We start from the raw sequence: 23,363 nt of genomic DNA, 5'->3' as shown, positions 1-23,363 counted from the left end.
GCGGCGGCGACGGGCCGGGAGCCCGGCGCCGGTCCTGTGGGTCAGCGCAGCGTGGAGCCGGTCAGCGTCGGGTTGCGGGCGCCCAGGAAGAAGATGCCGGGGTACCCGCGCGTCTCGAAGCCGTCGCTCGGGTTGCGGCGCAGGGTGGAGTCCTCGATCCGCATGGTGCCGGTGCGGTCGTTGCTGACGAAGAAGACGGCCCCGCCGCCCTCGTTCGCCTCGTTGCCCTCGATGATCGTGCCGGCGATCCGGACGCTGAACTCGTTGCCGTCGCAGTAGATCGCCCCGCCGCTGCCGCCGCCCGGCGTGCCGGCCCTGGCCGGGTTGGCGCCGGTGCCGACCGCCCGGTTGCCGGTCAGGACGCTGTTCAGCACCACCCAACTGACGCCGATGCTGCTCAACGCGCCGCCGTTGGCGCAGACGCCGCCGTCGAACGTGCTGCCCACCACGTACACGGGTCTGTTCTCGTGCTGGCTGAGCACCCGGATGGCCGCGCCGCCCAGGTCGGGGCCGGTACGGTCGCAGCGGTTGCGCACGAACCGCGAGTTGACCACCTTGAACCGGCCGCCCCGGACGAAGATCGCCCCACCGCCGCCGCCCTCGGTCCGCTCGCCGCTGGAGTTGCCGTCGGCGAAGGTCAGGTTCTGCACGGTGAGCCGCGGGTGGTCCTGGTTGTGGCAGTGCGAGGTGGTCCAGCCCTGCGCGCCGTCGCAGGTGTTCATGTAGAGGATCCGCCGTCGCCCCTGCCCGCTGAGGGTGACCTTGCCGCCGCCGTCCAGCACCACCCTCGGCCCGGTGGCGTTGCGGACCTTGGCGGTGGCCGTCATCGTGATCGTCACCGGGTCCGGCCCGCAGTCGAAGGTGATGACGCCGCCGGCCGCCACCGCCTTCACCACCGCGGCCGAGGTGCAGCTGGCGGCGGTGCCGTCGCCGATCGTCCGCGTCGGCTTCGACGTGTCGACGGTCCGCGCCTCCGCCGGCACGTCCGCGCCGCCCCTCGGGTTGCCGGCCTTCAACGTCCCGGGCTTCCTCGCGGGCCTGGGGGTCGCGCTCGCGGAGGGACGGCCGAGGCCGGAGCGGGCTGTCGGGGCGCTGGCGGGGCTGGTCGCCCCGACGGTGCCGGACGGCGCCGGCGCGGCCACCGGGGCCGACGCCGCGTCGCCGCCGGTCGTGGAGTTTCCGCAGGCGGGCAGGCCCGCCCCGGCGACGGTCAGGGCGAGCAGGGCGACAAGTGGCTTCACACGCACGCCATGATGCTAGGAGTCACGTGGACCGATGAGCGAATCCGTCGCCCGGCTCGACACCCACGCGCACCCACCACGGGCCGCAGAGGCCCATGGTGTCGCGTCTACCGGTTCGCGGGACGAACGACCGGGGTGGGGACGCCGGAGGTCGGGGGAATGCTGACCGGAGGAGCTTCGATCACCTTGCGGTCGAGGCTGACCTGTGCGGTGCCGGTGCCGCCGACCCGGATGTCGTCGTACGCCTTGAGCTGACGGTCCGGGCCGAGATAGAGAACCGACATGGCCATCGGAGTCGGCTCGTCGCCTTCGAGGCCCCGCAGTCCTGCCCCACCGGTGGACCCCTGCACCGCCAGTCGCGTGGTCACCTCACCAGCCGGTGGCAGCACCGTCACCTCCCGGCGGTGGGTGTGCCCGGCCAGCACGACAGGAGCGAGGCCGTTGAGCGCGGGGGCGGACGCCGGGTCGTGCACCAGTGCGATATCCACGGGGGCGTCCAGGGCCCGGATCGTGGTGGCCAGGAGTTCACCGGCGCCCTCGACCGTCGTCGGCGACTCGTCCCAGGGGCCGGAGGCCTCCTCCCGCTTGTCGGGAGTGAAACGGGGATCGGCGATCCCCGCGATCCTCAGCCCCGCGACGACCGTGACGGAGTTGTCGAGCACGACCGCGTTGGGCTGGCTGGCCACGGCGGCAGCGGTGCGGGGTGAGTCGTGGTTGCCGCGGATGTAGACGTAGGGCACGTCGAGCTGACTGATCATGGAGACGTAGGTGGTCTCGGGTTCGCTGCCCCAGTCGGTGATGTCACCAGTGTCGATCACCGCGTCGATGTCGTACTGGTCGACGACGGTCTTGATCACCGGCCAGGCGGCCGGATTGAGGTGCAGGTCCGAGACGTGCAGCAGCCTGGTGGTGTCCGGGGACGCCTGGTAGATCGGCAGGCTGGACACGGTGGCGTACAGCTTGCCGACGTTGCCCACCAGCCGTTGCAGCTGCTCGGCGTAGCGGCCGTAGTCGTCGGCGATCCGCTGGGCGTCACCGATCAACGCGGGGGCGTTGGCCAGCAGTCCCTCGTAGCGCGGCTCCGCCAGCGCCTGCGGTCGCAGCGTCGCGGCGGCGGTGCCGAGGGTGCCGCCGGTGATCAGCAGGGCCAGGCCGCCGGACCAGGCGACCCGGCGGACGGACCGGAAGGTCACGGCGGCGAGCAGCATCGAGGCCAGGACCGCCACCCCGAGCGTACGCAGCCCGAGGCGCACCAGCGCGTCACGGAGGTCCTGCGGTGCGGTCTCCCCGGCACGGGCGAGAGCTGCGGGATCGTTGATCAGCGCCTCGGTCCGTCGTTGGTCCAGCGAGTCGAGGCGGACGGTCAGCTGAGCGGGCCCCTCGTGGCTGTCGAGGAAGAGCGATCCCAGGGGTGGCACGGCGACCTCGGTGCCTCCGTCCGCGGCGAGGCTCACGTGGAACGCGACCCGGAACGGGCCGACGTCACTCTCGCCTCTGCCACCCAGCAGGACACCGACCATGACGCCGACGCTGGTGACGGCCACGAGCGCGGCCACGGTCATGGCCCGCCTGGTCCAGCGGGAACGGACGAATCGGGACGCACCTGTCCTGATGCCTCGCAGGGTCGGCATCATGTCGCGGTAGCGCGACAGACGGGCACCGGGGTGTGGGGTCACGGTCGGGGTCCGATCTGTTGCTCAGGAGGGGACGGCCGGAAGCGCAGCAAGACAGCTCCGGCCGCGATCGCACCGGACGTGCGCCTTCCGACCGCCCGGACCTTCGACCCCACCGAAACCTGCATGCATGCAACAATCCCTGCGGCTGTCACGCTACCCGTCGGGACCCGGACCGGCTAGCTCCGCTGTCGGCCCCGACCGTCGGGCGGACGCCGCAGGTCCGGTTGCCTGTCCCCGGCGCGCGCAGGAGCACGGCACTCCGCCGATCCGTCACGGCCGAGGCCCCGGTGTTGCTGTCACACGGCGATCGGCGGTGACCCGGCCGCGGATCCGCCCGCCCCCGCCGGGGGCCCGGCGACGGAAGGGTCGGCGGAGATCGGCGTGCCGGAAGGGTCGCCGGGTCGGGGGCCCGGGACGGACCCGTCGCCTGGCGGCGGCGATGCCGAGGCGCTGCTCGGCGGCGGGTCGGTGCTCGGCGAGGGATCGACGGGCGGTGGCGGGTCGGTGCTCGGCGGGGGATCGACGAGCGGTGGCGGGTCGGTACTCGGCGAGGGCTCCGTGCTCGGCGAGGGATCGACGGGCGGTGGAGGCGTGGTGGGCTCCTCAGGGTCCCCGGTCGCCGACGGGCTGGCGGGCGGCTGCGGGTCATCTCCCGGGTCGGGCTCCAGCGGAAGCGGATCGCTGCCCTGCGGAGTCGTGGGCTTCCCTGGCGCGGCAGCGGGCGACGGCGTGGAGGCAGTCTCACCGGCCGACCGACCCTTTCCTGCCGAAGGGGCGGAGGCGGGTGGCGGAGCGGACCCGACGACGGGCGACGCGATCTGGCTGACCACCCGGTCACACGGCAGGCCGTTGACGGAGAACGCGACCGGAGCCTTCAGGCGTTCGGCCTCGACCGTCCCCCGCAGCGCCGCTGCCAGGGTCGCGCCGGGTGCCAGCGGTCTCGCCGGGGCGAGGGTCACGCGGCGGCGGTCCTGATCCCAGGACGTGCCGGTGGTGAGCACCCGGTGGCCGGGAGGCAGCGCGAACGCCAGTGACCAGTCACGCAGCCACTGCCCCCCGATGTTCGTGACGGCCAGGTCGGCACGGAAGCTTCCGTCCGCCATCTGGTGGGCGGTGTACCGTGCGGCGCAGCCGCCGGACTGCGGATCGGCGCTGCCGCTGCCGCTGTCCGCGGCATCGTCGAGCGCGGTGAGGCCCGGCAACTGGCCGACGAGTACCGCGGCGAGCAGGACCGCCGGCACGCCGACGGCGGCCCGGGAACGGAGGCCGCGCAGACGTGCAGGGCCTGGTACCGGCACTGTCCCGGGCCGCGTGTCCCCGGTGCGAGCCGGAGTTCTCGGACCACCGGTGAACTCACGGGTCGATCCGGTGGCCGCCGGCGGGTCGGACACCAGGTTCCCAGGCCGCACGGACACCGCCTCCACTCCGGTGGCGTCCCGGAGGGCGGCTGCCACCTGGGCGGCCTCCGGCCGGCGACCCGCCTCCGACGACAGGCAACGCCCCACCAGGTCGGCCACCTCGTCCGGCAGTCCGGGAACGGACGGGACCTCGGCAGCACCCCGGCCGCGCCGCAGCTCGGCGGGACTCTGCCCGCTGACACACTCGGCCAGCACCAGGCCCAGGGCGAAGATGTCGCCGGCTGGCGCCGCCGTGGCACCGGCCGCCTGTTCCGGAGCCAGGTATGCCGGCGTACCCCAGATGAGTTCCCCCTCGTCGGCGGAGTCCTGGCCGACACCTGCGGCGATGCCGAAGTCGACGACCTTGATCCCCCGGGAACCGAGCATCACGTTGCCGGGTTTGACGTCGCGGTGGACGAGTCCGAGGGCGTGCGCGGCGGCGAGGGCGTCCGCCACGGCGGCGCCCACCCGGGCGACCTCGCGCCAGGGCATCCGTCCCGACCGGCGCAGACAGGCGGCCAGGGTCTCTCCGTCGACGAACTCCATGACGAGGAACGGTGCCCGCCCCCTGCCCAGGCGCCGCTGCTCGCCGTAGTCGTAGACGCCGGCGACGTGTGGATGGTCGAGGCTTGCCGCAGCGAGCGCCTCACCGCGTAGCCGCCCACGCGCAGCCGGGTCGTCCAGCAACTCCGCGGAGAGCATCTTCACCGCCACCGTGCGCTGAAGCCGCAGGTCGAACCCGCGCCAGACCACCGCCATGCCGCCATGCCCGACCGGTTCGTCGAGCCGGTAACGCTGCTGCAGGAGTCGCATGTGTTCGTCTCCCCGGTCGTCGTACGGCGTCGACGCGGTCGGGCGGGGATTCCGCTCCGGTCGCGCCGTTGATTCCGTCGACGCTGGGCGGTACCCGGCGCTCGTGGCTGAAAACCCCTGCTCAGCAGTCCTCCGGACATCGGCGGAGATTGTCATGCAACCGTCATCGTCCTGCGGTCGTGCCGCCACATGCAGGGGAAGTTGTTGTCCATGCGGCACGACGGAGAGGAGGGACCACGATGGGTGGATGGCATGGCCGGGTGCGTCCGGCGCTGGCGGCCCTTCCGGCGGTGGCCCTACTCGCCGGTGGCTGCACGAGCCCACCGGCGGCCCCGCAGCCCAGTCCCGAGCCGGTGCCCACCACCCGGGCCGGCACCGTCGCCCGGGCGGAGGTGGGCGACCGGCTCACCATGACCGCCGCAGTCGACCGGATCATCACCGACACCGCGTTCGTCGTACGCGACGAGGATCTGACCGGCGGCACCCTGCTCGTGCTGACGATGGGTCCGTCGGCGCCGGCTCCGCCGCAGCTCGTGACCGTGCGGGGCACCGTCATCCGGTTCTCCCACGGCGACCTCACCGTCCGCTACCGCCTCGGACCCCCGGAACCCTACCGGGCCTTCGAAGGTGGGCGGGCGCTCGTGGCCCAGGATCTGAAGGTCTGGCAATGATCCTTCCGACGCGGCCCGGGCTCCCGCGCGGGCCGGGTTCCGACCGCCATTCCCACGGAGGAGCAGGATGACATTCGGTGCCCTTGTCAGCGCCATCGTCGTCGGTCTCGTCGCCGGCGCACTGGGTCGCCTCGCGGCCCCGGCACGCGAGGCGATACCGCGATGGTTGGCACTGGTCCTGGGCGTCACCGCCGCCCTGCTCGCCAGCGTCCTCGCCGTGCTGGGCGGCGTCGACGCCCGCAGCGTCGGCCTTCCCGGAGTCGTCGGCCAGGCGGGGTGCGCCGGCCTCACCGTCATTCTCGTCGCCACCTTCTCCGGTCGCCGTCACCCTTCCCGTTAGTACGGTGGGGACCGGCGATCGCCGGTCTGCCGGTGGGCCGTCATCGTCGCCTGACGAGCGGACAGCCCGACGTTCGCGGCACACCATCCCGCCGAAGGTGCCCGCCATGACTCCGGCGGACCACCGGCTCTTCCCTACCACGCGCATTCCGGTATCTCGCCGCCGACGGCTGCCTATGGTGGAGGCGACGCGACGGACGCGCGTGCGCCGCTCGCCACCGAGGACGATGGGCAAGCAGCATGGACCGGTTCCTGGAGGCTGTCTGGGACACCAGCAGCGTGGGCGGCCGCCTCGTGACCAGCGTCGTCCTGATCGTGCTGGCCATCGTGCTCGCCCCCCTGGCCGGCCGCCTGGCCACCCTCCGGGTGCACGACACGACCAACCGTTACTACCTGCGCAAGGCGGTGCACTACCTGACCGTCGTGGCGTTGCTGTTCGCGCTGGCACTGCTGTGGCGGCCGTTCGCCGGCCGGGTCGGTGTGGTCTTCGGCCTGCTCGCCGCCGGTCTCGCGCTGGCCATGCGGGAGGTCATCGGCGCGTTCGCCGGGTGGGTCAGCATCCTCACCGGCCGGCAGTTTCGCGTCGGTGACCGGATACAGATGTGCGGGGTCCGCGGCGACGTCCTGGACATCACCCCGCTGCGTATCCGCATCCTGGAAAGCGGCTCCTCCTCCGACCCGGAATCCTGGATCCGCGGCCGCCAGTACACGGGACGTGTGGTCTCCCTGTCGAACCGCTTCGTGTTCAGCGCACCGGTCTACAACAGCAGCACCGTGCTGGACCATCTGTGGGAGGAGTTGACCCTGCCCGTCCCCTACGAGGCGGACTGGCACCTGGCGGAGCGCATCCTGTGCGAGGAGGCGGAGAACGTCTCCTCGACGGTCGAGGCGCGCGGCGCCATCGAGCAGATGCGTCACCGCTACCCGGTCGCCGACGCGGAGGTCGATCCCCGCGTCTTCATCCGCGCCACCCCCAACTGGGTCGAGCTGTCGGCGCGGTTCGTGGTGCCGGTGCGCGCCGCACGACAGGTGAAGGACCAGGTCACCCGGCGGGTGCTGGACCGGTTCGCCGAGAACGGCATCCGGGTGGCGTCGGTGACCCAGGACATCACCGTCCACCCGCCGCAGTCCTCGGCTACCGGCGCCGCCCCGGATGGCGGTCGGTGACGGTCGCCGACCGGTGGGCGTACCAGCGACGGCCCGGCGTGGCGGTGACGCCGTGCACCACAGTGCTCGCGACCACCACCAGGCTGCCGGCCGCCCACAGCCGGGGATCCCGGGCTCCCTCCTCCTGGCTGTGGGTGAGATAGAACAGCGCCGACACGCCGATCGGCCCGAACCAGCCCAGGAACACCACGCTTCGCAGGGGCATCCCCAGTACGCGCTTCAGCGCGAGCACCACCGGCAGGCGACGCAACACCAGCACCGCGACCACGAAGGCCGCCAGGGGCCAGCCCAGGTCGACCCAGTCGCGCCACGGCACCTCGACGCCGAGCAGGAAGAACAACGGCAGCACCAGATAGCGGGTGAGCGCGTCGTCGAGCCTCTGCTCGGATGCACGCGACCGGTCGCCGATCACCGCGTTGTAGGCCAGACCGGCGGCGAACACCGCGAGGACGCCGTCCGTGCGCGCCACGCGGGCGACTCCCAGTGCCGCGATGCCCAGCATGACCGTGAAGATCAGCAGGGAGCCGTCGTCCACGTCCTCCCGACCCTCGGCCGTCATGACGGCCCGGCCGGCGGCGTAGCCGACCGCCAGGCCGACCACCACGGCTCCCACCACCCCCCACACCGCCGTGCCGAGCCGCCCGGCGAAAGATCCGGACCCCACGGCGGACAGCGCGAGCACGACGAACACGAAGGCGAGCCCGTCGTTGGCACCCGATTCGCCACTGATCACCTGACGTAGCCGAGCCGGCAGCTGCCGTTCGGCAGGCCCGCCCGAGACGATGCTGGAGGCGAGGACCGGGTCGGTCGGCGTCAGACAGGCACCCAGCAGCACGGCCAGGGCCACCGGAAGGCCGAGGACGAGCCAGGCCAGACCCGCGCCGACCACGGCCATACCCGCCATCGCGACGGCGAGGAGCACACCGATGGGGCGAATCGCCGAGCGGTAATCCGACAGCGGAAAGCGCAGCGCGACGGCCATCAGCGAGATGGCCAGCAGGACCCGGCTCGCCTCCAGGGTCAGTACGGACGCCTGGCGGTGGGGCAGGTCGATCAGCCCGAGGACCGGACCTACCAGTACGCCCAGCAGCAGCGCGAGCAGAGGCTCACTGACCGGTACCTGACGGATGGCGCTGGACCAGAAGGCCAGCAGCACACCCAGGACGCCGACCAGGGCGTAGCTGAGGTGAAGCGGGTCCATCCCGCGGCGCTACCCCCTTCGTGTCCGCCTCACACCCTTCGCGGACGGTCGCGTCGAACCGGGTCTGACAGCGACGCAGGCCGGGCAGGCGGCGGGCCCGGTCGCACGGCACTGCTCGCCCGGAAGGTACGGGTCACGGCCCCCAGCGGCGGAGCACCGGCGACTGATCCCGCCGGTTCCGGGCCGGCCAGCGCCGAGCCGACCAGCGTGTCGGAAGCACCGTGCCCGTGCCCCCGGGTCGACGGACGAGGAGCGCCACGTTCCGTCGTACGCCACGATGGGGGTGTGCCGTCGAGGAGCTGGTCATCGTGAGCCGGCCCCGCACCCTGTCCGCGCGGCTCGCCGAAGTGCGGGAGAGCTTCTGGCTGGTGCCGGGGATGTTCGCCGTGGGCGCGGTGGCAGTGGCCGTCGGCCTTTCGATGCTGGAGCTGCAGCTGGACCTTCCCGTCGAGGGGATCCTGCCCAGCAATCCCGCGGGTGCCCGATCGCTGCTGTCGTCGATCATCACGGCGATGATCTCCTTCACCGCGCTGGTCTTCTCCATCACGGTCGTGGCCCTGCAACTGGCCAGCAGTCAGTACACGCCGCGGGTCCTCCGGACGTTCCTCCAGGATCGGATCATCCAGGCGACGCTCGGTACGTTCGTCGCCACCTTCCTGTTCGCGATGGTGGTGCTCGCGGCGCTGCCGGCCCGGGACGGGGAGCGGTTCCCGGAACTGTCGCTCGCGGTGTCGATGTCGCTCGTCCTGGCCAGCACCGGCATCTTCATCTACTACCTGCACCACATCACCACGGTGATGAGGGTGTCGCACATCATCGCCTCGATCGGCGCCCAGACACGGCGATCGATCGCCCGCCTACCCGCGCCGGACGAGCCGGAGGCGATGGTGCACGGCGAGGTCACGCAGACCGTGCCGGCCCCGGCCCCCGGGATGGTCAGCAACGTCGACCTCCCCCTGCTCGCTCGCCTGGCACGCGAGTACGACTGCGCCATCACCGTCGTTCCCGCCCCGGGTGACTTCGTCGTCGAGGGGGCACCGCTGGTGCGCGTCCACCGGGTGGTCGGCGCAACGGGTCGCCCGGTACCGAACGACGAGGCCGGCCAGGGAGTGACCATCGGCATGGAGCGCACCCCGGGCCAGGACGTCGGATTCGGCTTCCGACAGTTGGCCGACATCGCCGAACGCGCGCTGTCCCCGGCCGTCAACGACGTGACCACCGCCGTGCGCGCCGTGCAGGAGGCGCACGACCTCCTGCGCCGACTCGCCACCCGCCCCGACCCCGTCCACGTCGTCCGGGACGACGACAGCACCGTGCGCGTCCGGGTGGACGGGGTCCGGTACGACCTCCTACTGGCCATGGTCGTCGACGACATCCGACTCGTGGCCGGTCAGCAGCCGCGCGTCGCGCGGCTGCTGGACGCTGTCCTGCGCGACCTGGCGACCGTCGCGCTTCCCGCGCACCGGGCGGCGATCGTGTGCCGGATGTCGCCGGCAGCCCGCAGCAGCTACTGACAGCCGATGGCGCACCGCTCGCACGAGCGTCGCGCGCGAACGTGGTCAGCGGGAGGGTTGGGACGCCTCGCCCCGCCGCTGCGGTTCGTCGCCGGCCCGTGGCGCCGGCGGGACGAGTTGCTCGCGCAGGGCCGCGATCTCGGCGCGGAGGACGGCGATGTCCTCGCTCGTCGCCGCAGCCGCCTGCCCCTTGTCGGAGACCCGCTCCACGATCCAGGTGGCCAGCGAGCCCGTGACGAAACCGATCAGGCCGATCCCTCCGACCATGAGCCCCAGAGCCACGAACCGTCCGGCGTCGGTGACCGGATAGTGGTCCCCGTAGCCGACGGTGGTGATGGTCACGGCCGCCCACCAGAGAGCGTCGTCGAACGAGACGATGTTGGCGTCCGTGGCGGACTGCTCGGCGTCGAGCACGGCCAGCGCGGAAACCAGTACGAGCAGCAAGGTGGTCACGCCGACATAGATCGCCAGCCGACCGCGGGCCCACGTCTCCGTCCTCCGGCTGAGCGTCAGCACCACGGTGACCAGTCGCAGCGCCCGCAGCGGCCGGAGGACGGGCAGCACCAGTACGGCCAGGTCGAACAGGTGGCCCCGCAGGAACCGCCGCCGGTGGTCGGTCAGCCTCAGGCGCACCAGGAAGTCGGCCCAGAACGTCAACCAGATGAGAACCGTGGCGACCTCGCAGGTCCGCTGCCAGGGCGCCCCCAGGTCGGGTCGGAGGATCGGTGCCGCGTAGACGACCAGGAAGATCACCGACAGGACTGTCAGCGGGAGCGCCGTCCGGCGCTCCCAGCTCGTCGCCCGATCAGCGGGACGCGTGTGGTTTCTCGCCTGCATGACCGGTTCCACCCCGAAGTTTTGCGTGTATACATGCAATCATTGCCGGGTGGGACTTTACGCGGAAAGCGATACCCGGTCGACTCTCGGCGGCGAGGAGCTGATCGACGGGCTCTCGGCCCTCAGTCGCGCCCTGGTGGGAATCACCGCCCGGACGCTGGCGACCCTGGATGTCGAGGTCACCCTGTCGCAGTACCGGACCCTGGTCGTCCTGGCCTCCCGAGGCCCGCTGCGCACGGTGGACCTGGCGGCCGCGCTGCACGTGCACCCGTCCACGGCGACGAGGACCTGCGACCGTCTGGTGCGCCGGGACCTGGTGGCCCGGCACCACCGGCCCACGGACCGGCGGGTCGCCCTGCTCACGCTCACGGAGGCTGGCAAGACACTGGTCGGCGATGTCATGCGGCACCGGACCGAGGAGATCCGGCGCCTGGTGCGAGCCGTCGCCACCAGTCCGCGGACGGCCGCCGAGCTCATCACCTCGTTGGTGATCGCAGCCGACGAGCCCACGGAGGAACAGTGGTGGCAGCGCTGGGAGCGTTGCGCCGTGGCGCCCTAGCGGCGGCCTCGGCGCACTCCCACCGAGCGGCCCGCCCGCTACCCGGCATGGTCGACGACGTCGGCGAGGCTGCTGCCGTCGCCCCGCTGTGACCGCGGGATGACGCTCAGACTGCCATCGGTCTCCAACACCACCGCCGCGAGGCCGTGGAGATCACCGGCGCCCTGGCTGCGAGCGGCCTGCCGGATCTCGCTCTCGGCGACCCGGACGCGGCGCATCGTGGCGTGACGCATCTGCCCGTCACGCAGCAGCATGGTCGGTCGCGCCTTGATCAGCCGCTGTGACGGCGGCCAGCGCACGCCGAGCAGCGCGACCACGTACTGCAACGCCACCAGCAACACCAGCGCGAGGATGCCCTCCACCAGGGAGACGTCACGCGACAGGAGGATCGTGGCGAGGGTGGAACCCAACGCCACGGTGACCACGAGGTCGAACGCGTTGAGCTTGGACAGGGTCCGCTTGCCGGACAGCCGCAGGAGCAACACCAGCGCCGGATAGACGATCACCGCGATGACGAGTAGACGCAGCAGGTCGGCGGGGTTCTTCAGCACCATCTCAGCGCGGTACCCGCGATGCCCGCCTCGCACGCGGCCGAACCGACGGCTCGCCTCCACGCGCGCAGGAGCCGAGGGGTACGCGGACCGGCCTGCGGGACACCGACGGCGTGGTGCCCGCCTTGCCGAACCTGCGCGACGAACTTCGGTACACCTGTCGCAGAGCCATATACCTTGAATAGGTGCAAAAGCCGCGCACCGAACGGCTCTGGAGAGCAGAGGACGCCATGCACGACTCACACCCCGGGTTCACCCGACCGGGGGTACCTGCCCGCCGCAGCCGAGCCCGGCGACGAGCCGCCGGCATCGCGCGGCTGGTCACCGCGCTCGTCCTGGCCGGGGGTACCTACGCGCTGTTCGCGCCGGCCGCCCAGGCGCAGGAGGAGCCACGGTCGAGCGCCGCGGCGGCCGAGGGCGAGGCGTTGTTCGAGGTCGGCTGCATCACCTGCCACGGTCGCAGCGCCGGAGGGGTCGAGGGACGCGGACCCAGCCTGATCAACGTCGGTGGCGCGTCGGTCGAGTTCCAGGTCGGCACCGGCCGGATGCCGCTGGCCCGCCAGGAGGCTCAGGCGCAGCGCAAACCGCCGCTGTACACCGACGAACAGGTCCGCCAGCTCGCCGCCTACATCGACTCCCTCGGGGTGGGGCCCGTGGTGCCGGACAACGTCGACGCCCTGGTCGACGAGGCCAACCTGGCCCGCGGGGGCGAGTTGTTCCGGGTCAACTGCTCGCAGTGCCACGCCTTCGGCGGCGGTGGCGGGGCGCTCTCCTCCGGCAAGTACGCCCCCAGCCTCTATCCCGCCAGCGACCGGATCATCTACGCCGCCATGCTCAGCGGCCCGCAGAACATGCCGGTCTTCGGCGACAGCACCCTGACGCCCGAGCAGAAGGCCGACCTGATCGCCTACATCCAGCAGGTGATCCAGACCGACAACGATCCCGGCGGGTTCAACCTCGGCCGCTACGGCCCGTCCACCGAAGGGCTGGCGGTCTTCCTGGTCGGGATCGTCGCGCTGGTGTTCGCGAGCCTCTGGATCGCGGGCAAGTCGTGACCGGGCACCGCGCCCAGCAGAGCCGGGAGCCGGTCGACGTCGCGGACCGGTCGTTGTCCCGCTTCGCGGTCGTACGCGAGGGCGCACGGCGTGACGACATCGAGATCGTGCACTACGAGCCCCAGGTCGCCGCCGGCTCCAAGGCCGAGCGCCGACTGGTCCGTACCGTCGCGGTGCTCTTCCTCGTCGCGGGACTCGCCGCCACCGCGTTCCTGGTCGTGTTCATCTGGTGGCCGTGGCGCTACCAGCTCCTCGGCGAGATCGAGGAGTACTACACTCCGCTGCTCGGGACGACGATGGGCGTCGCCCTGCTGGGCATCGGGTTCGGGGTCCTCGTGTGGGGCAAGAAGCTGTTGCCCAAGGAGGTGTCCATCCAGGACCGGCACGAAGGTGCGGTCTCCGCCGACGACCGCGCCGTCACCGGACAGACCATGCTCTACATGGTCGACGAGATCGGTGTGAAGCGTCGCCCGCTGTTGGGTGTCTCGCTGCTCGCGGGCCTCGTGCCCCTCGGCGCGGTCGCCGCCGCGCCCCTCGTCGGCGGGCTCATCGCCGACCCCCACAAGGACGACCAGCTGTTCCGCACCGGCTTCGCCCCCGCAGACGACCAGGGCGCCGTCACCCGCGTGCGGCTGGTCCGCGAGGACGGCCGGCCGGTACGCCCCGCCGACCTGCTCCCCGGCGGGCAGGTCACCGTCTTCCCCGGCATCCCGCACGGTGTCAGCAACCAGTACGCCGACTCGGTCACCCTGCTCATCCACCTGCGGGCCCAGGACGCCCTGCGGGCACGCGAGAACAACGAACAGGCCGGCAAGCAGGACTGGATGTGGGGCGGCTACATCGCCTATTCCAAGATCTGCACCCACGCCGGCTGCCCCGCCAGCCTCTACGAACAGCAGACCAACCGCCTGCTCTGCCCCTGCCACCAGTCGCAGTTCCTCATCACCGACAACGCCAGACCCATCTTCGGCCCCGCCAGCCGGCCCCTACCCCAGCTCCCCATCGAGGTCGACGACGAGGGCTTCTTCGTCGCCACCTCCGACTACCAGGAACCCATCGGCCCCGACTTCTGGGAACGCCCCTGACCACGCAGCGCCACCGGCCACCCGCTCCCGGAGGCCGGCGGCCGCGACGAGTGGGAATCGTGCGGCTACGGCCCGTCTCGGTGGACGTCGACCGGCATGCCACGCCACCGGTCAGGGCGCCGCGACGGCCGGGAAGCCACCGACCAGCGCGGTCACGGCGCGACGGATCAGGACGTGCGCCGTCGGGCCGGTGCCGCAGGTGAGCACGACGTGGTGCAGCACGCCGGCCACCGCCAGGCCCAGCGCCTCGGTGTCGACGCCGGCGGGCAGCCGCCCCAGTCGCAGCTCGGCGGCCAGGTAGTCGGCGCTCGCGCGTTCGATCGTCCGCAGCCCGGCGTTCCCGGTGCCCAGCACCGCTTCGACGCCCGCCGTCAGTTCCGGCCGGTGGGCCGTCAGCCGGGTCAGGGCCAGCAGCGCGCCCGCCGGCACCGCCAGGACGGCGTCGCTGAGGTTCCCGGCGACCGTGCCGGTCCCCGCGCGCCCCGCCAGGGCCGCCACCTCGCCGGCGATCTGGAAGGTCCGGTCGACCGCGTAGCCGACCAGGAAGTCGTCGAAGTTCGCGAAGTGCGCGTACAGCAGCCCGGTGGCGACCCCGGCCTGGCGGGTCACGGCACGGCCGGTGAGGCGCCCGGGCCCGTCCTGCGCGATCACCCGCTCGACGGCGGCGAAGAGCTGCTGCCGGGGCTCGGGGGTGGCGACTCCGCGTGGCATGCCCGAATTCTAGGCGCCCTGCGGGGCCGGCGTTGCGCCAGTATGAGCAAACGCTCATACTGGTTTGAGCATATGCTCATTCTCGACGCGAGGAGCCCGGATGAAGCACGCGGTGATCGTCGGCGCCGGCATCGCCGGACTGGCCACGGCCCTGCGTCTGGAGCGCGACGGATGGCGCACGGTCGTGGTGGAGCGCGCCCCGGCCCGCCGCAGCGGCGGCTACCTGGTGAACCTGCTCGGGCCGGGCTACGACGCCGCCGAGCGCCTCGGCCTGCTCCCCGCGCTGTCCGCGCGGCAACTGGGTCTGTTCACCACCGTGCTGGTCCGGGCCGACGGGCGGCCCAAGTTCACCGTGCCGTCGGCCGTCGCCGAGGCCGCCCTCGGCGAGCGGACCATGACGGTGTTCCGGGGCGACCTGGAGACGGCCCTGTACGAGGCGGTGCGCAAGCGCACCCGGTTCCGCTTCGGCACCACGGTCACGTCCGTCGACCAGGACGCCGACCGGGTACGGGTCACGCTGAGCGACGGCAGCACGCAGGACGCCGACCTGCTCGTCGGGGCCGACGGGGTCCACTCCGCGACCCGTACGGCGGCGTTCGGCCCGGGGTTCCGGGTCGACCTGCCGTACGTGGTGGCCGCGTTCCCGCTCGCCGGTCCCGTGGCGGGCGTACCGGAGTCGTCCGCCACGACGTTCATCGGCCCGGGACGCACGGCGGCGATCATCAACCTCGGCCCGCGACGGTCGTCGGCGTTCTTCACGTACCGGTGCCCGGATCCGCCCGCGCAGCTACGGCGCGGGCCGGCGGCCGCGCTCGCCGAGACGTTCGGCGACCTGGGCGCGGGCGTGCCGGACGCGCTCCGCCAGCTCGACAGGGACCCGTCCGACGCCTACTTCGACGCGGTCAGCCAGGTGGTCATGCCGCGCTGGAGCACCGGCCGGATCGTGCTGCTCGGCGACGCGGCCTGGTGCGTCACCCTCTTCGCCGGACACGGCGCGGCCCTCGCCCTCGCCGGCGCCGACCAGCTCGGCGCAGCCCTGCGCCGGCACGACGACGACGTCCCGGCGGCCCTGGCCGGGTGGGAGGCCGGCCTGCGGCCGGAGGTCACCAGGCGACAGGCGCTCGCCCGCCGGGGAATGCTCCAGTACGCGCCGCCCAGCCGGTTCCACGTGTGGATGGGCGACGTGACGATGCGAGCGATCACGCTGCCGGGCATCCGCGGTCTCGTCCGGCGCGGCATCGAACGCACGAGCCGGTGACGCCAGGCCGGACGCGCGCGACGAGCACCTAGGCCACCGGCTCGGCATCGGCCAGGTTCCGCGCGGCCGGCTACCGGGGCGGCAACACGCAGAACTCGTTGCCGTCGGGATCGGCCAGCACCGCCCAGTCGACCTCGCCCTGGCCGATGTCGACCCGGGTCGCCCCGAGGGAGAGCAGGCGGTCGACCTCCGTTTGGAGATCGCCGCCGGCGGGCGGCGCGAGGTCGAAGTGCAGCCGTTGCCTGCCGGTCCTCGGCATCAGCGGCGGGCCGCCCCAGGTGATCTTCGGACCGCCGAGCGGCGACTGGATCGCCGTCTCCTGGTCCTGGTCCCAGACCAGCGGCCACCCGAGCGCCTCGCTCCAGAAGTAGCCGACCTCCTGCGAGCCGTCGCACGCCAGCGCGCCGACGAATCCGCAGCCGGCCAGGAAGTTGTTGCCCGGCTCGATGACGCAGAACTCGTTGCCCCCGGGGTCGGCGAGCACCACGTGCCCCTCTTCCGGGCGCTGGCCGACGTCGATGTGCCGTGCGCCGAACTCCAGCGCCCTGGCCACCGTCTGCTGCTGCTCCCGTGGGGAGGCGCTCGTCAGGTCGAAGTGCATCCGGTTCTGGCCGACCTTCGGTTCCCGGGTCGGCAGGAAGCGGATCCGGAATGCCGTGTCGTCACCGGGCAGGAGCGCGACACCGTCGTACGGGTCGTCGGCCAGGTCCCGGCCCAGGACCCCCGACCAGAACCGCGCGAGTGGCAAAGGTTCGTGCGCGGCGAAGCTGATCGCGAACAGGTGACATGTCATGGCTGCCCATCTCCGATCGCCGATCGGCCTCCGCCGAGGGTGGACCCCCGGCCGGGTCGATCGGGAGCATAGGGGCACGCCGGCGCCGTCCGCAGCCGAGTATTCCGCCGCCGCACCGGCCGACAGCCCGTCGTGACGGTCCGGGCCAGCCCCTTGTGTCGGCGCCGCGCGGCAGCGGCACCGCACCACATCCCCCTGCGGCGGTACGACCTCTGCGCGGGGAGCGGCAGCCGATTAGGCTCATGAAGATCGACTTAAGGAGCTGGCCATGCCGAACCTGTCGTCCCCTTCCACGGCCGTCCGCCGCACCGCCGTCGCGGCCGCGCTGGCCGTCGGTGTCGCCGCGTCCATGCCAGCCTGCACCAGCGCCGAACCCACGGCCGGCGAGCCCACCGCCTCGCCGTCGACGTCGGCACCCTCCAGCGGGGCCGCGCCCTCGCCCACCGGCGCCGCGCCGACGTCCGACTCACGGACGCCCGCGCCCGGCGCGACCGGCGACGCGGACCCCATCCTGCGGGGCGAACGGCAGATCGTGCTGCGGCCGGTCGGGTCGTTCGAGTCGATCCTGGCCGTCGATGCCAAGGGTCGACTGGACCTGACCGACGGCGACACGGACAAGAGCCTGTTCGTGTTGCTGCCCGCCGACGGCAACCGTTACCAGATCCGGACCGCGAAGGCGCACAACGGCGCCGAACCCGACTGCATGGGTCTGCGCGACAACGGCAGCGCCCCGGCGACGGTCGTGGCCGCCGCCTGCGACACCCGCCGAGCCGGTCAACTGTTCACCATCGAGAAGACGAAGGAGAAGAGCGAGGGCCGCCCGACCTACACCATCAGCGGCGAGGGCAGGCTCCACCTGCGCGCGACGGACCGGGAGGGGCTCACCGCCCAACCGGTGGGCGAGGGCGACGCCGGCGAGGGCCTGACGTTCGACTTCGTCGACAACGGCGCCGCACCCCCCGGTCCGGGCGAGTGAGCGCCGCCGCCCTGGCAACCGACGGCATCGGCGGACCGCGATGGCGGGTTCCGCCAGGTCACGGGACCTTCGACTCTGCGCGCCGGTGCGCCCGCCGACGATCATGAAGAGGAGAGTTCCGAGGTCGGACGGAGATTGAGCCATGAACGAGCAGCGTTACGCCGGGCGGGTCGCGGTGGTCACCGGGGCCGGATCGGGTATCGGCCAGGCGGTGGCCCGCCAACTCGCGGCGGAGGGAGCCACGGTGCTCGCCTGCGACATCGACGCCGCCGGCCTCGCCTCGACCGTGGAGCTGATCGAGAAGGACGGGTACACCGCGACCACGGTCACCGCCGACATCACCCGGCAGGCCGACGTCGACGCGCTCATCGACGCGCTGCCCGAGCGGCGGGTCGACCTGCTGGCCAACGTCGCCGGCACCATGGACCACTTCCTGCCCGTCACCGAGCTCGACGACGACACCTGGGAGCACGTCCTGGCGGTCAACCTCACCGGGCCCATGCGGCTGTGCCGGGCCGTGCTGCCCCTGATGAAGGCCCAGGGCTCGGGCGCGGTCGTCAACGTCTCGTCCATCGGCGGGCTCACCGGTGCGGTCGCCGGCACCGCCTACGTCGCCTCCAAGCACGGGCTCATCGGCCTGACCCGCTCCATCGCCAACCTGTACGCCGAGGACGGCATCCGCGCCAACGCCGTCTGCCCGGCGGGCGTGGAGACCAACATCGGCCGCACCGCCGCGCCGAAGGTCCCGTGGGCGTACCAGCGGCTGGAGAAGTCGTTCGGCCGCACCACCCGGATGGCCGTGCCCGCCGAGGTCTCCACCCTGATCTGCTGGCTGGGCTCGCCGGAGGCGGTCAACGTCAACGGCGCGACCATCACCTCCGACGGAGGTTGGACCTCCTGACGCGGCCCCCGCCGGCCGGGTGTCGGCCGGCCGGCGGGGCTGCCTACGTTCGGGCGGGGCGCGGCGACGTCACCACGACGCCTTGCGCACCCCGGGCAGCTCGCCGCGCAGGGCCAGCTCGCGGAACCGCACCCGGGACAGCCCGAACCGGGACAGCACCCCGCGCGGGCGGCCGTCGATCTGGTCGCGGGAGCGCAGTCGTACGGGGCTGGAGTCCCGGGGCAGGCGACTGAGTCGGCGCGCCGCCTCGGCGCGTACGTCCGGGTCGGTGTCCGGGTGGCTGACCGTCCGCTTCAGCTCGCCCCTGGCCTCGGCGTGCCGGGCGACGAGGATCTCGCGGCGGGCCTGCCGGTGGCCGAGGCTCCGACGGGCCATCAGCGCGCCTCGCGGAACTCGACGTGCCGGCGTACGACCGGGTCGTACTTGCGCAGCACGAGGCGGTCCGGATCGTTGCGGCGGTTCTTGCGGGTGACGTACGTGTAGCCGGTGCCGGCGGTGCTGCGCAGCCGCACGATCGGGCGCAGGTCGGTCTGCCGGGCCATCAGAGCTTCACCCCTCGGGCGCGTAGCTCGGCGACCACCCGCTCGACGCCCCTGCGGTCGACGGTCCGCAGCGCCTTCGCCGTCAGGGTCAGGCTGACCCACCGCCGCTCCGACGGCAGCCAGTAGCGGTGGTTCTGCAGGTTCGGGTTCCACCGGCGGCGGGTGCGTCGGTGGGAGTGGGACACGGCGTTGCCGAAACTCGGCTGCGCGCCGGTGACGTCACAACGTCTGGACACAGTGATCGCTCCTCGCTCGGTCGTCAGACTAACGACAACGGTTTTCATTTTTACATCAGCCGTTCGGCCGGGTCCGCACCGGGGGGCGCCCGCCGACCACGGCTCGCGCTCTCGGCCTCCGCCTGCTTAGAATGACAATCGTTTTCAAGTACGTCGAGAGGAACGTGATGTCGTCGTCCCCGCAGGCCCCGGTCCACGTCGTGACAGCCGACGCCGCCACCCGCCCGTCGCTCACCGTGCTGTCCGGGTTCTGGCCGGCGGCGACCTTCGCCGTCGCCCGTACGCTGCTCGCCGCCGACGAGTCGCTGCTGCTGGTGCGGCACGACCTCACCGGGATCCGCGGCGGCGTGATCCGTCGGGTGGTCCGCACCGGCACCGGCATCGTCGAGGACGAGCAGGTGGCGCTGGCGCACGGCTGCGCCTCCTGCACGCTGCGCGAGGACGTGCTGCCCACCCTCGCCCGGCTCGCCCGGGACAACCCCGGTCACGACCTGGTGCTGATGCTGCCCGAGGTGGTGGAGCCCGAGGCCGTCGCCGCCGCCTGCGCCCACCACCTCGTCGACGGCGCACCGCTCACCGACCTGATCCGCGTCGACTCGTACGTCACCGTCCTCGACGCCGAGCACCTGCTCGACGGCCTGGCCAGCACCGACGACCTCGCCGCGCTCGGCATCCAGGCCGCCGAGGACGACCACCGCGCGCTCGCCGACGTCGTGGCCCGGCAGATCGAGTACGCCGACACCCTGCTGCTCTGGGGGCGGTCGCGGGACGGGGAGTTCGACACCAGCAGGATCGCCGTCCTGCTCCAGCGGATGGCGCCCTGGGCGACCCACTTCCGGGTCGACGACGATCTCGTCGACGCGGACGCGCTCACCCGCCAGCTACGCCACACCCACCGGCACCGCCCCGAGACCCCCGGCGTCCTCGCCCGGGGCCTGGCAGGCTTCGCGCTGGGGATGCACGAACCGGAGGCCGACTGCGGCGTGGTCTCCGCCGTGTTCCGCGCCCGCCGCCCGTTCCATCCGCAGCGCCTGCACGACGTCCTGGAGGACGTCAACGCCGAGATGATCCGCTCCCGGGGCCACCTCTGGCTGGCCAGCCAGCCCGACGCGGTCGTCGCCTGGGAGTTCGCCGGCGGCGGCCTGGCGCTGGGGTCGCTCGGGCACTGGCTGGTCAGCCTGCCCGAGGACGGGTGGGAGCACGTCTGCGACCAGCGCCGGCTCGCCGCCGCCCTGGAGTGGGACCCCTACTACGGCGACCGGCACCAGCACCTGGTCTTCATCGGCCTCGACGCCGACCCCGTCGCGTTGCACCGTACCCTCACCGGCTGCCTGCTCACCGACGCGGAACTCGCCGACGGCGAGGAGACCTGGCGGACCTACCACGACCCGTTCGCCGGCTGCTTCCCCCTCGGCACCGGGTAGGCACGCCTATCCGGCGTGCGCGTCCCTGACGAACACGATCCCGTCGGCGCTGCCCAGGTGGGCCGGGTCCAGCGGCGAGTAGCCGAACCACGGGGACACGCGAGCGGGGGGCGTCACGTCGCCGAGGACGGCGACCAGTCGCCGGGCGTCGACGACGTACCGGTCGTCCGGGAGCGCGTACAGCATCCCCTCGACGGTGTCCGGGGGTGGGGCGTCCACGCCGTGGTGGCGGATCGTGCCGAGGGCCGTGGCCAGGAAGGCGTACGCCTCCCCCAGGTGGGCGTCGACGATCGCGCCGGCGCTCCACCATTCCAGCGGCAGGCCCCCCATCCGCATCCTGCCGCGGTGCCGCTGGAGGTGGCCGTTGTGCGCGTTGACCAGCGCCGGGCCCCGCTGGGCGACGGCGAGCAGGTTGGCGGCCATCATCGAGTCCCGCACGCCGAGCAGCCGCGCCAGGCGGCTCGGCGAGGTGTCGGCCATCCAGAAGTGGTAGCGCAGCAGCCCGGTGGCGGTGCGCCCGTACAGCCGCGCCCGGTCCCAGTCGTCCCGCGAGGACGCGGCGATCAGCTGCGGCGTCTGCGCGTCGAGCAGCGCCACCAGGTCGTCGGCGAGCAGCCGCAGTTGCCTGGCCTCGGGCGTCTGCCCCACGGATTCGGCCGGGTCCATCATGGCGGCGGGACTGGTCCATCCGTCGTCGGCGCCGAGCAGGCGGTCGAGCGTGTCCGCGGTGCAGGGAAGCAGGCCGGTGTCGACCCGGGCGGCGAGGTAGGCGTGCAGCGCCGAGAGGGCGCGCCGGGGGCTCGCGGCGCCGGTGATCTCCAGCGGACCGTCGAACCCGGCGAACCGCAGCCGCTCGGCCGCGGGCCGCCCGTCGTTGTACGCGCGCATCCAGCGCACCAGCTCACGGTTGGCCGGGAAGGCGCCCCACCCGTGGCTGAAGCCGCGCGCCATGGCCTCGTCGAGGCTTCCGGCGCCCGAGGTGACGAAGTCGTCCACGACCAGGCCCGTCACGCAGTCGCTCTCGATCGCGATCGTGCGGTAGCCCTCCCGCTCGACGAGTTGCCGGAAGAGCTCGTTGCGCAGGTCGAGCAGGACGTGCTCGCCGTGGGTGGGCTCGCCCAGGGCGAGCAGCCGTGGCCGCGTCGGCAGCAGCCTCATGACGTTGGCCGCGTCGACGGCGTGGGCGGTGTCCTGGACAGCGAGAGTCATGACTTCAACCGTATCGTTGAACAACGCGGTTGAGAGTTCTGCGCGATGTCGGCGAGAGATCCGTGGGGAACCCTCAAATCCGGCATCACCGGGGCGGTGCGGCGTCAGTACACCTCCCGCGAGGAGGCGAAGCAGCGCGCCAGCGGCGGGCCGTCGTGCTGCCAGATCCAGGTCCGCAGCAGGTGGCGTACCTGGCCGGAGACCGCCTCGTCGGCGAACGCCTCGCGGGCGTGCAGGATCGTGTAGTTGTTCAGCCACATGCTCTCGCCGCGGCTCAGGCGGTAGGTCAACTGGAGCTCGGGTCGGCGGGCCACTTCTTCGAACCGGTCGAGCGCGGCCACCTGCTCGGCGGTCAACCGACCGCCCGCGCGGGCGGCGCCCTGGCGGAGCAGCACCGAGGCGTAGCGGCAGCGCAGCCGGCCCGCGTAGTAGCTGAACACCGGCGAGGACAGCGTCGGGCCGGTGCCGGGGCGTTGCTGGCCCCGCACGTCCCACTCCCACAGCCGGTAGTACTCGTGCACCAGCTCGGGCACCTCGTCCACCAGCACGTCGTGGACCGATTCGGCGCTGGCGAAGGCGTTGCTCCCACCGCTGGAACCCTGTTGCAGGCAGAGCAGCCCGGCGATGTCGGCGGCGTCGGTGTGCATCAGGAGCGCCTTGTTGGTGCGGTAGCCGCGCGCCTGGGCGTCGCCCGGATGCTCGTCGAGCACCGAGACGACCCGTTCGCCGGCCGGGTTCTGGGCCATCGGCCTGCCGAGCACCAGCGACAGCCCGTACAGCAGGTAGCGCAACTGCCCGTCGGTGAGGTCCGCCAGGCCGGCGCCGGTGACGATGGCCATGCCGCAGCCGTGGCCGACGGGGCGCTCGATCCTTGCGGCGAGCGCGCCGAGCAGCGCCGCGGCGTCCGGTCGGTGCCGGTCGGCGCCCGCCTCGTCGCGGGGGGCCTCGAACTGCTGGGGAAGCTCCTTGGCCAGGTGCGCCACCTCGTCCCGGCTCACGGTGACGAGATAGGAGCCGTCGGCCCGCAGCGACGCCCCCGTCCACCGTCGTGCGTCTCCACCGTCCACGTCGCGATCCTCTCCAGGAGCAATCGATGACTGCCGACGACCTTAGCGCAATAGGCAATCGTCGGTCATCTATGAGATGGAGGTCTGTCGGGACGTCCGGGCGTGTACGGTGGAGCCGACGGTCAATGTCCTTTGCGTGG

At 72.5% G+C, this 23,363-nt stretch carries 24 protein-coding genes; 11 read left to right on the top strand and 13 right to left on the bottom strand.

Features of this window, described 5'->3' with window-relative positions:
• Window positions 1-41: 41 nt before the first annotated feature.
• From CLT72_RS04660 to CLT72_RS04650, 3 genes are all read right to left on the bottom strand, one after another.
• Window positions 42-1,241, bottom strand: a complete 1,200-nt coding sequence (locus CLT72_RS04660; protein WP_434089826.1) for a hypothetical protein — start codon at window positions 1,239-1,241, stop codon at window positions 42-44.
• Between the two features lie 107 nt (window positions 1,242-1,348).
• Complete coding sequence (locus tag CLT72_RS04655; protein ID WP_374208807.1) at window positions 1,349-2,872, bottom strand: metallophosphoesterase family protein; 1,524 nt, start codon at window positions 2,870-2,872, stop codon at window positions 1,349-1,351.
• Window positions 2,873-3,213: 341 nt separating this feature from the next.
• Window positions 3,214-5,283 (bottom strand): serine/threonine-protein kinase, encoded by a 2,070-nt coding sequence (locus CLT72_RS04650; RefSeq protein WP_101409675.1) that lies wholly within the window; start codon window positions 5,281-5,283, stop codon window positions 3,214-3,216.
• An 83-nt stretch (window positions 5,284-5,366) separates the two neighbouring features.
• Between CLT72_RS04650 and CLT72_RS04645 the strand changes: the two genes are divergently transcribed.
• The 3 genes from CLT72_RS04645 (at window position 5,367) to CLT72_RS04635 (ending at window position 7,304) form a co-directional block, all read left to right on the top strand.
• Window positions 5,367-5,798 (top strand): hypothetical protein, encoded by a 432-nt coding sequence (locus CLT72_RS04645; RefSeq protein ID WP_144082187.1) that lies wholly within the window; start codon window positions 5,367-5,369, stop codon window positions 5,796-5,798.
• A 67-nt stretch (window positions 5,799-5,865) separates the two neighbouring features.
• Window positions 5,866-6,138 (top strand): GlsB/YeaQ/YmgE family stress response membrane protein, encoded by a 273-nt coding sequence (locus CLT72_RS04640; RefSeq protein ID WP_101409673.1) that lies wholly within the window; start codon window positions 5,866-5,868, stop codon window positions 6,136-6,138.
• Between the two features lie 239 nt (window positions 6,139-6,377).
• Window positions 6,378-7,304: a mechanosensitive ion channel family protein gene (locus CLT72_RS04635; protein ID WP_101409672.1), complete on the top strand. Its 927-nt coding sequence runs from the start codon at window positions 6,378-6,380 to the stop codon at window positions 7,302-7,304.
• On the opposite strand, the gene CLT72_RS04630 is transcribed toward CLT72_RS04635, so the two are convergent.
• Window positions 7,273-8,505 (bottom strand): cation:proton antiporter domain-containing protein, encoded by a 1,233-nt coding sequence (locus tag CLT72_RS04630; RefSeq protein WP_101409671.1) that lies wholly within the window; start codon window positions 8,503-8,505, stop codon window positions 7,273-7,275. The genes CLT72_RS04635 and CLT72_RS04630 overlap by 32 nt on opposite strands.
• 308 nt (window positions 8,506-8,813) lie before the next feature.
• Between CLT72_RS04630 and CLT72_RS04625 the strand changes: the two genes are divergently transcribed.
• Window positions 8,814-10,019, top strand: a complete 1,206-nt coding sequence (locus tag CLT72_RS04625; RefSeq protein ID WP_101409670.1) for a DUF2254 domain-containing protein — start codon at window positions 8,814-8,816, stop codon at window positions 10,017-10,019.
• A 45-nt stretch (window positions 10,020-10,064) separates the two neighbouring features.
• On the opposite strand, the gene CLT72_RS04620 is transcribed toward CLT72_RS04625, so the two are convergent.
• Complete coding sequence (locus tag CLT72_RS04620; RefSeq protein ID WP_101409669.1) at window positions 10,065-10,856, bottom strand: potassium channel family protein; 792 nt, start codon at window positions 10,854-10,856, stop codon at window positions 10,065-10,067.
• Between the two features lie 49 nt (window positions 10,857-10,905).
• Between CLT72_RS04620 and CLT72_RS04615 the strand changes: the two genes are divergently transcribed.
• A complete protein-coding gene (locus tag CLT72_RS04615; RefSeq protein ID WP_350823842.1) occupies window positions 10,906-11,415 on the top strand; it encodes a MarR family winged helix-turn-helix transcriptional regulator in 510 nt (169 codons plus the stop codon).
• 38 nt (window positions 11,416-11,453) lie between these two features.
• On the opposite strand, the gene CLT72_RS04610 is transcribed toward CLT72_RS04615, so the two are convergent.
• Window positions 11,454-11,969 (bottom strand): DUF421 domain-containing protein, encoded by a 516-nt coding sequence (locus CLT72_RS04610; RefSeq protein WP_101409667.1) that lies wholly within the window; start codon window positions 11,967-11,969, stop codon window positions 11,454-11,456.
• A 227-nt stretch (window positions 11,970-12,196) separates the two neighbouring features.
• On the opposite strand from CLT72_RS04610, the gene qcrC reads away from it, so the two are divergent.
• On the top strand, window positions 12,197-13,021 hold the full coding sequence (gene qcrC, locus CLT72_RS04605; protein ID WP_101409666.1) for a cytochrome bc1 complex diheme cytochrome c subunit: 825 nt from the start codon (window positions 12,197-12,199) through the stop codon (window positions 13,019-13,021).
• Window positions 13,018-14,106 (top strand): cytochrome bc1 complex Rieske iron-sulfur subunit, encoded by a 1,089-nt coding sequence (gene qcrA / locus CLT72_RS04600; RefSeq protein ID WP_101409665.1) that lies wholly within the window; start codon window positions 13,018-13,020, stop codon window positions 14,104-14,106. Before qcrC ends, qcrA begins: the two co-directional genes overlap by 4 nt.
• Window positions 14,107-14,217: 111 nt before the next feature.
• Here qcrA and CLT72_RS04595 read toward each other — a convergent pair whose 3' ends face one another.
• A complete protein-coding gene (locus tag CLT72_RS04595) occupies window positions 14,218-14,817 on the bottom strand; it encodes a TetR/AcrR family transcriptional regulator (RefSeq protein WP_101409664.1) in 600 nt (199 codons plus the stop codon).
• Window positions 14,818-14,917: 100 nt separating this feature from the next.
• On the opposite strand from CLT72_RS04595, the gene CLT72_RS04590 reads away from it, so the two are divergent.
• Window positions 14,918-16,075: an FAD-dependent oxidoreductase gene (locus tag CLT72_RS04590; RefSeq protein ID WP_101409663.1), complete on the top strand. Its 1,158-nt coding sequence runs from the start codon at window positions 14,918-14,920 to the stop codon at window positions 16,073-16,075.
• Window positions 16,076-16,145: 70 nt separating this feature from the next.
• On the opposite strand, the gene CLT72_RS04585 is transcribed toward CLT72_RS04590, so the two are convergent.
• A complete protein-coding gene (locus CLT72_RS04585; RefSeq protein ID WP_101409662.1) occupies window positions 16,146-16,868 on the bottom strand; it encodes a VOC family protein in 723 nt (240 codons plus the stop codon).
• 268 nt (window positions 16,869-17,136) lie between these two features.
• Between CLT72_RS04585 and CLT72_RS04580 the strand changes: the two genes are divergently transcribed.
• Window positions 17,137-17,844, top strand: a complete 708-nt coding sequence (locus CLT72_RS04580; protein WP_101409661.1) for a hypothetical protein — start codon at window positions 17,137-17,139, stop codon at window positions 17,842-17,844.
• A 142-nt stretch (window positions 17,845-17,986) separates the two neighbouring features.
• Window positions 17,987-18,745, top strand: a complete 759-nt coding sequence (locus CLT72_RS04575) for an SDR family NAD(P)-dependent oxidoreductase (protein ID WP_101409660.1) — start codon at window positions 17,987-17,989, stop codon at window positions 18,743-18,745.
• A 69-nt stretch (window positions 18,746-18,814) separates the two neighbouring features.
• On the opposite strand, the gene rpsN is transcribed toward CLT72_RS04575, so the two are convergent.
• The 3 genes from rpsN to rpmB are packed head-to-tail and all read right to left on the bottom strand — an operon-like array spanning window position 18,815 to window position 19,523.
• The gene (gene rpsN, locus CLT72_RS04570; protein ID WP_101409659.1) at window positions 18,815-19,120 is read right to left on the bottom strand and encodes a 30S ribosomal protein S14; all 306 of its coding nucleotides are present in this window, start codon (window positions 19,118-19,120) and stop codon (window positions 18,815-18,817) included.
• The gene (gene rpmG, locus CLT72_RS04565) at window positions 19,120-19,287 is read right to left on the bottom strand and encodes a 50S ribosomal protein L33 (protein WP_101409658.1); all 168 of its coding nucleotides are present in this window, start codon (window positions 19,285-19,287) and stop codon (window positions 19,120-19,122) included. The genes rpsN and rpmG overlap by 1 nt, the downstream gene beginning before the upstream one ends.
• Entirely contained in the window at window positions 19,287-19,523 is a 237-nt protein-coding gene (gene rpmB, locus CLT72_RS04560; RefSeq protein WP_101409657.1) for a 50S ribosomal protein L28, read from the bottom strand. Before rpmB ends, rpmG begins: the two co-directional genes overlap by 1 nt.
• 167 nt (window positions 19,524-19,690) lie before the next feature.
• Between rpmB and CLT72_RS04555 the strand changes: the two genes are divergently transcribed.
• Window positions 19,691-20,947 carry a CobW family GTP-binding protein gene (locus CLT72_RS04555; RefSeq protein WP_101409656.1) on the top strand — a complete coding sequence of 419 codons (1,257 nt, stop codon included), beginning with the start codon at window positions 19,691-19,693 and terminating at the stop codon, window positions 20,945-20,947.
• Window positions 20,948-20,953: 6 nt separating this feature from the next.
• Here CLT72_RS04555 and CLT72_RS04550 read toward each other — a convergent pair whose 3' ends face one another.
• Window positions 20,954-22,156, bottom strand: a complete 1,203-nt coding sequence (locus CLT72_RS04550) for an erythromycin esterase family protein (protein ID WP_101409655.1) — start codon at window positions 22,154-22,156, stop codon at window positions 20,954-20,956.
• A gap of 104 nt (window positions 22,157-22,260) precedes the next feature.
• Complete coding sequence (locus tag CLT72_RS04545) at window positions 22,261-23,223, bottom strand: TauD/TfdA family dioxygenase (protein WP_158241966.1); 963 nt, start codon at window positions 23,221-23,223, stop codon at window positions 22,261-22,263.
• Window positions 23,224-23,363 lie beyond the last annotated feature (140 nt).

It is taken from the genome of Micromonospora sp. CNZ309 (assembly GCF_002846525.1).
The sequence above is the reverse complement of the archived record's forward strand: the minus strand, read 5'-3'. Positions and strand labels throughout refer to the sequence as shown.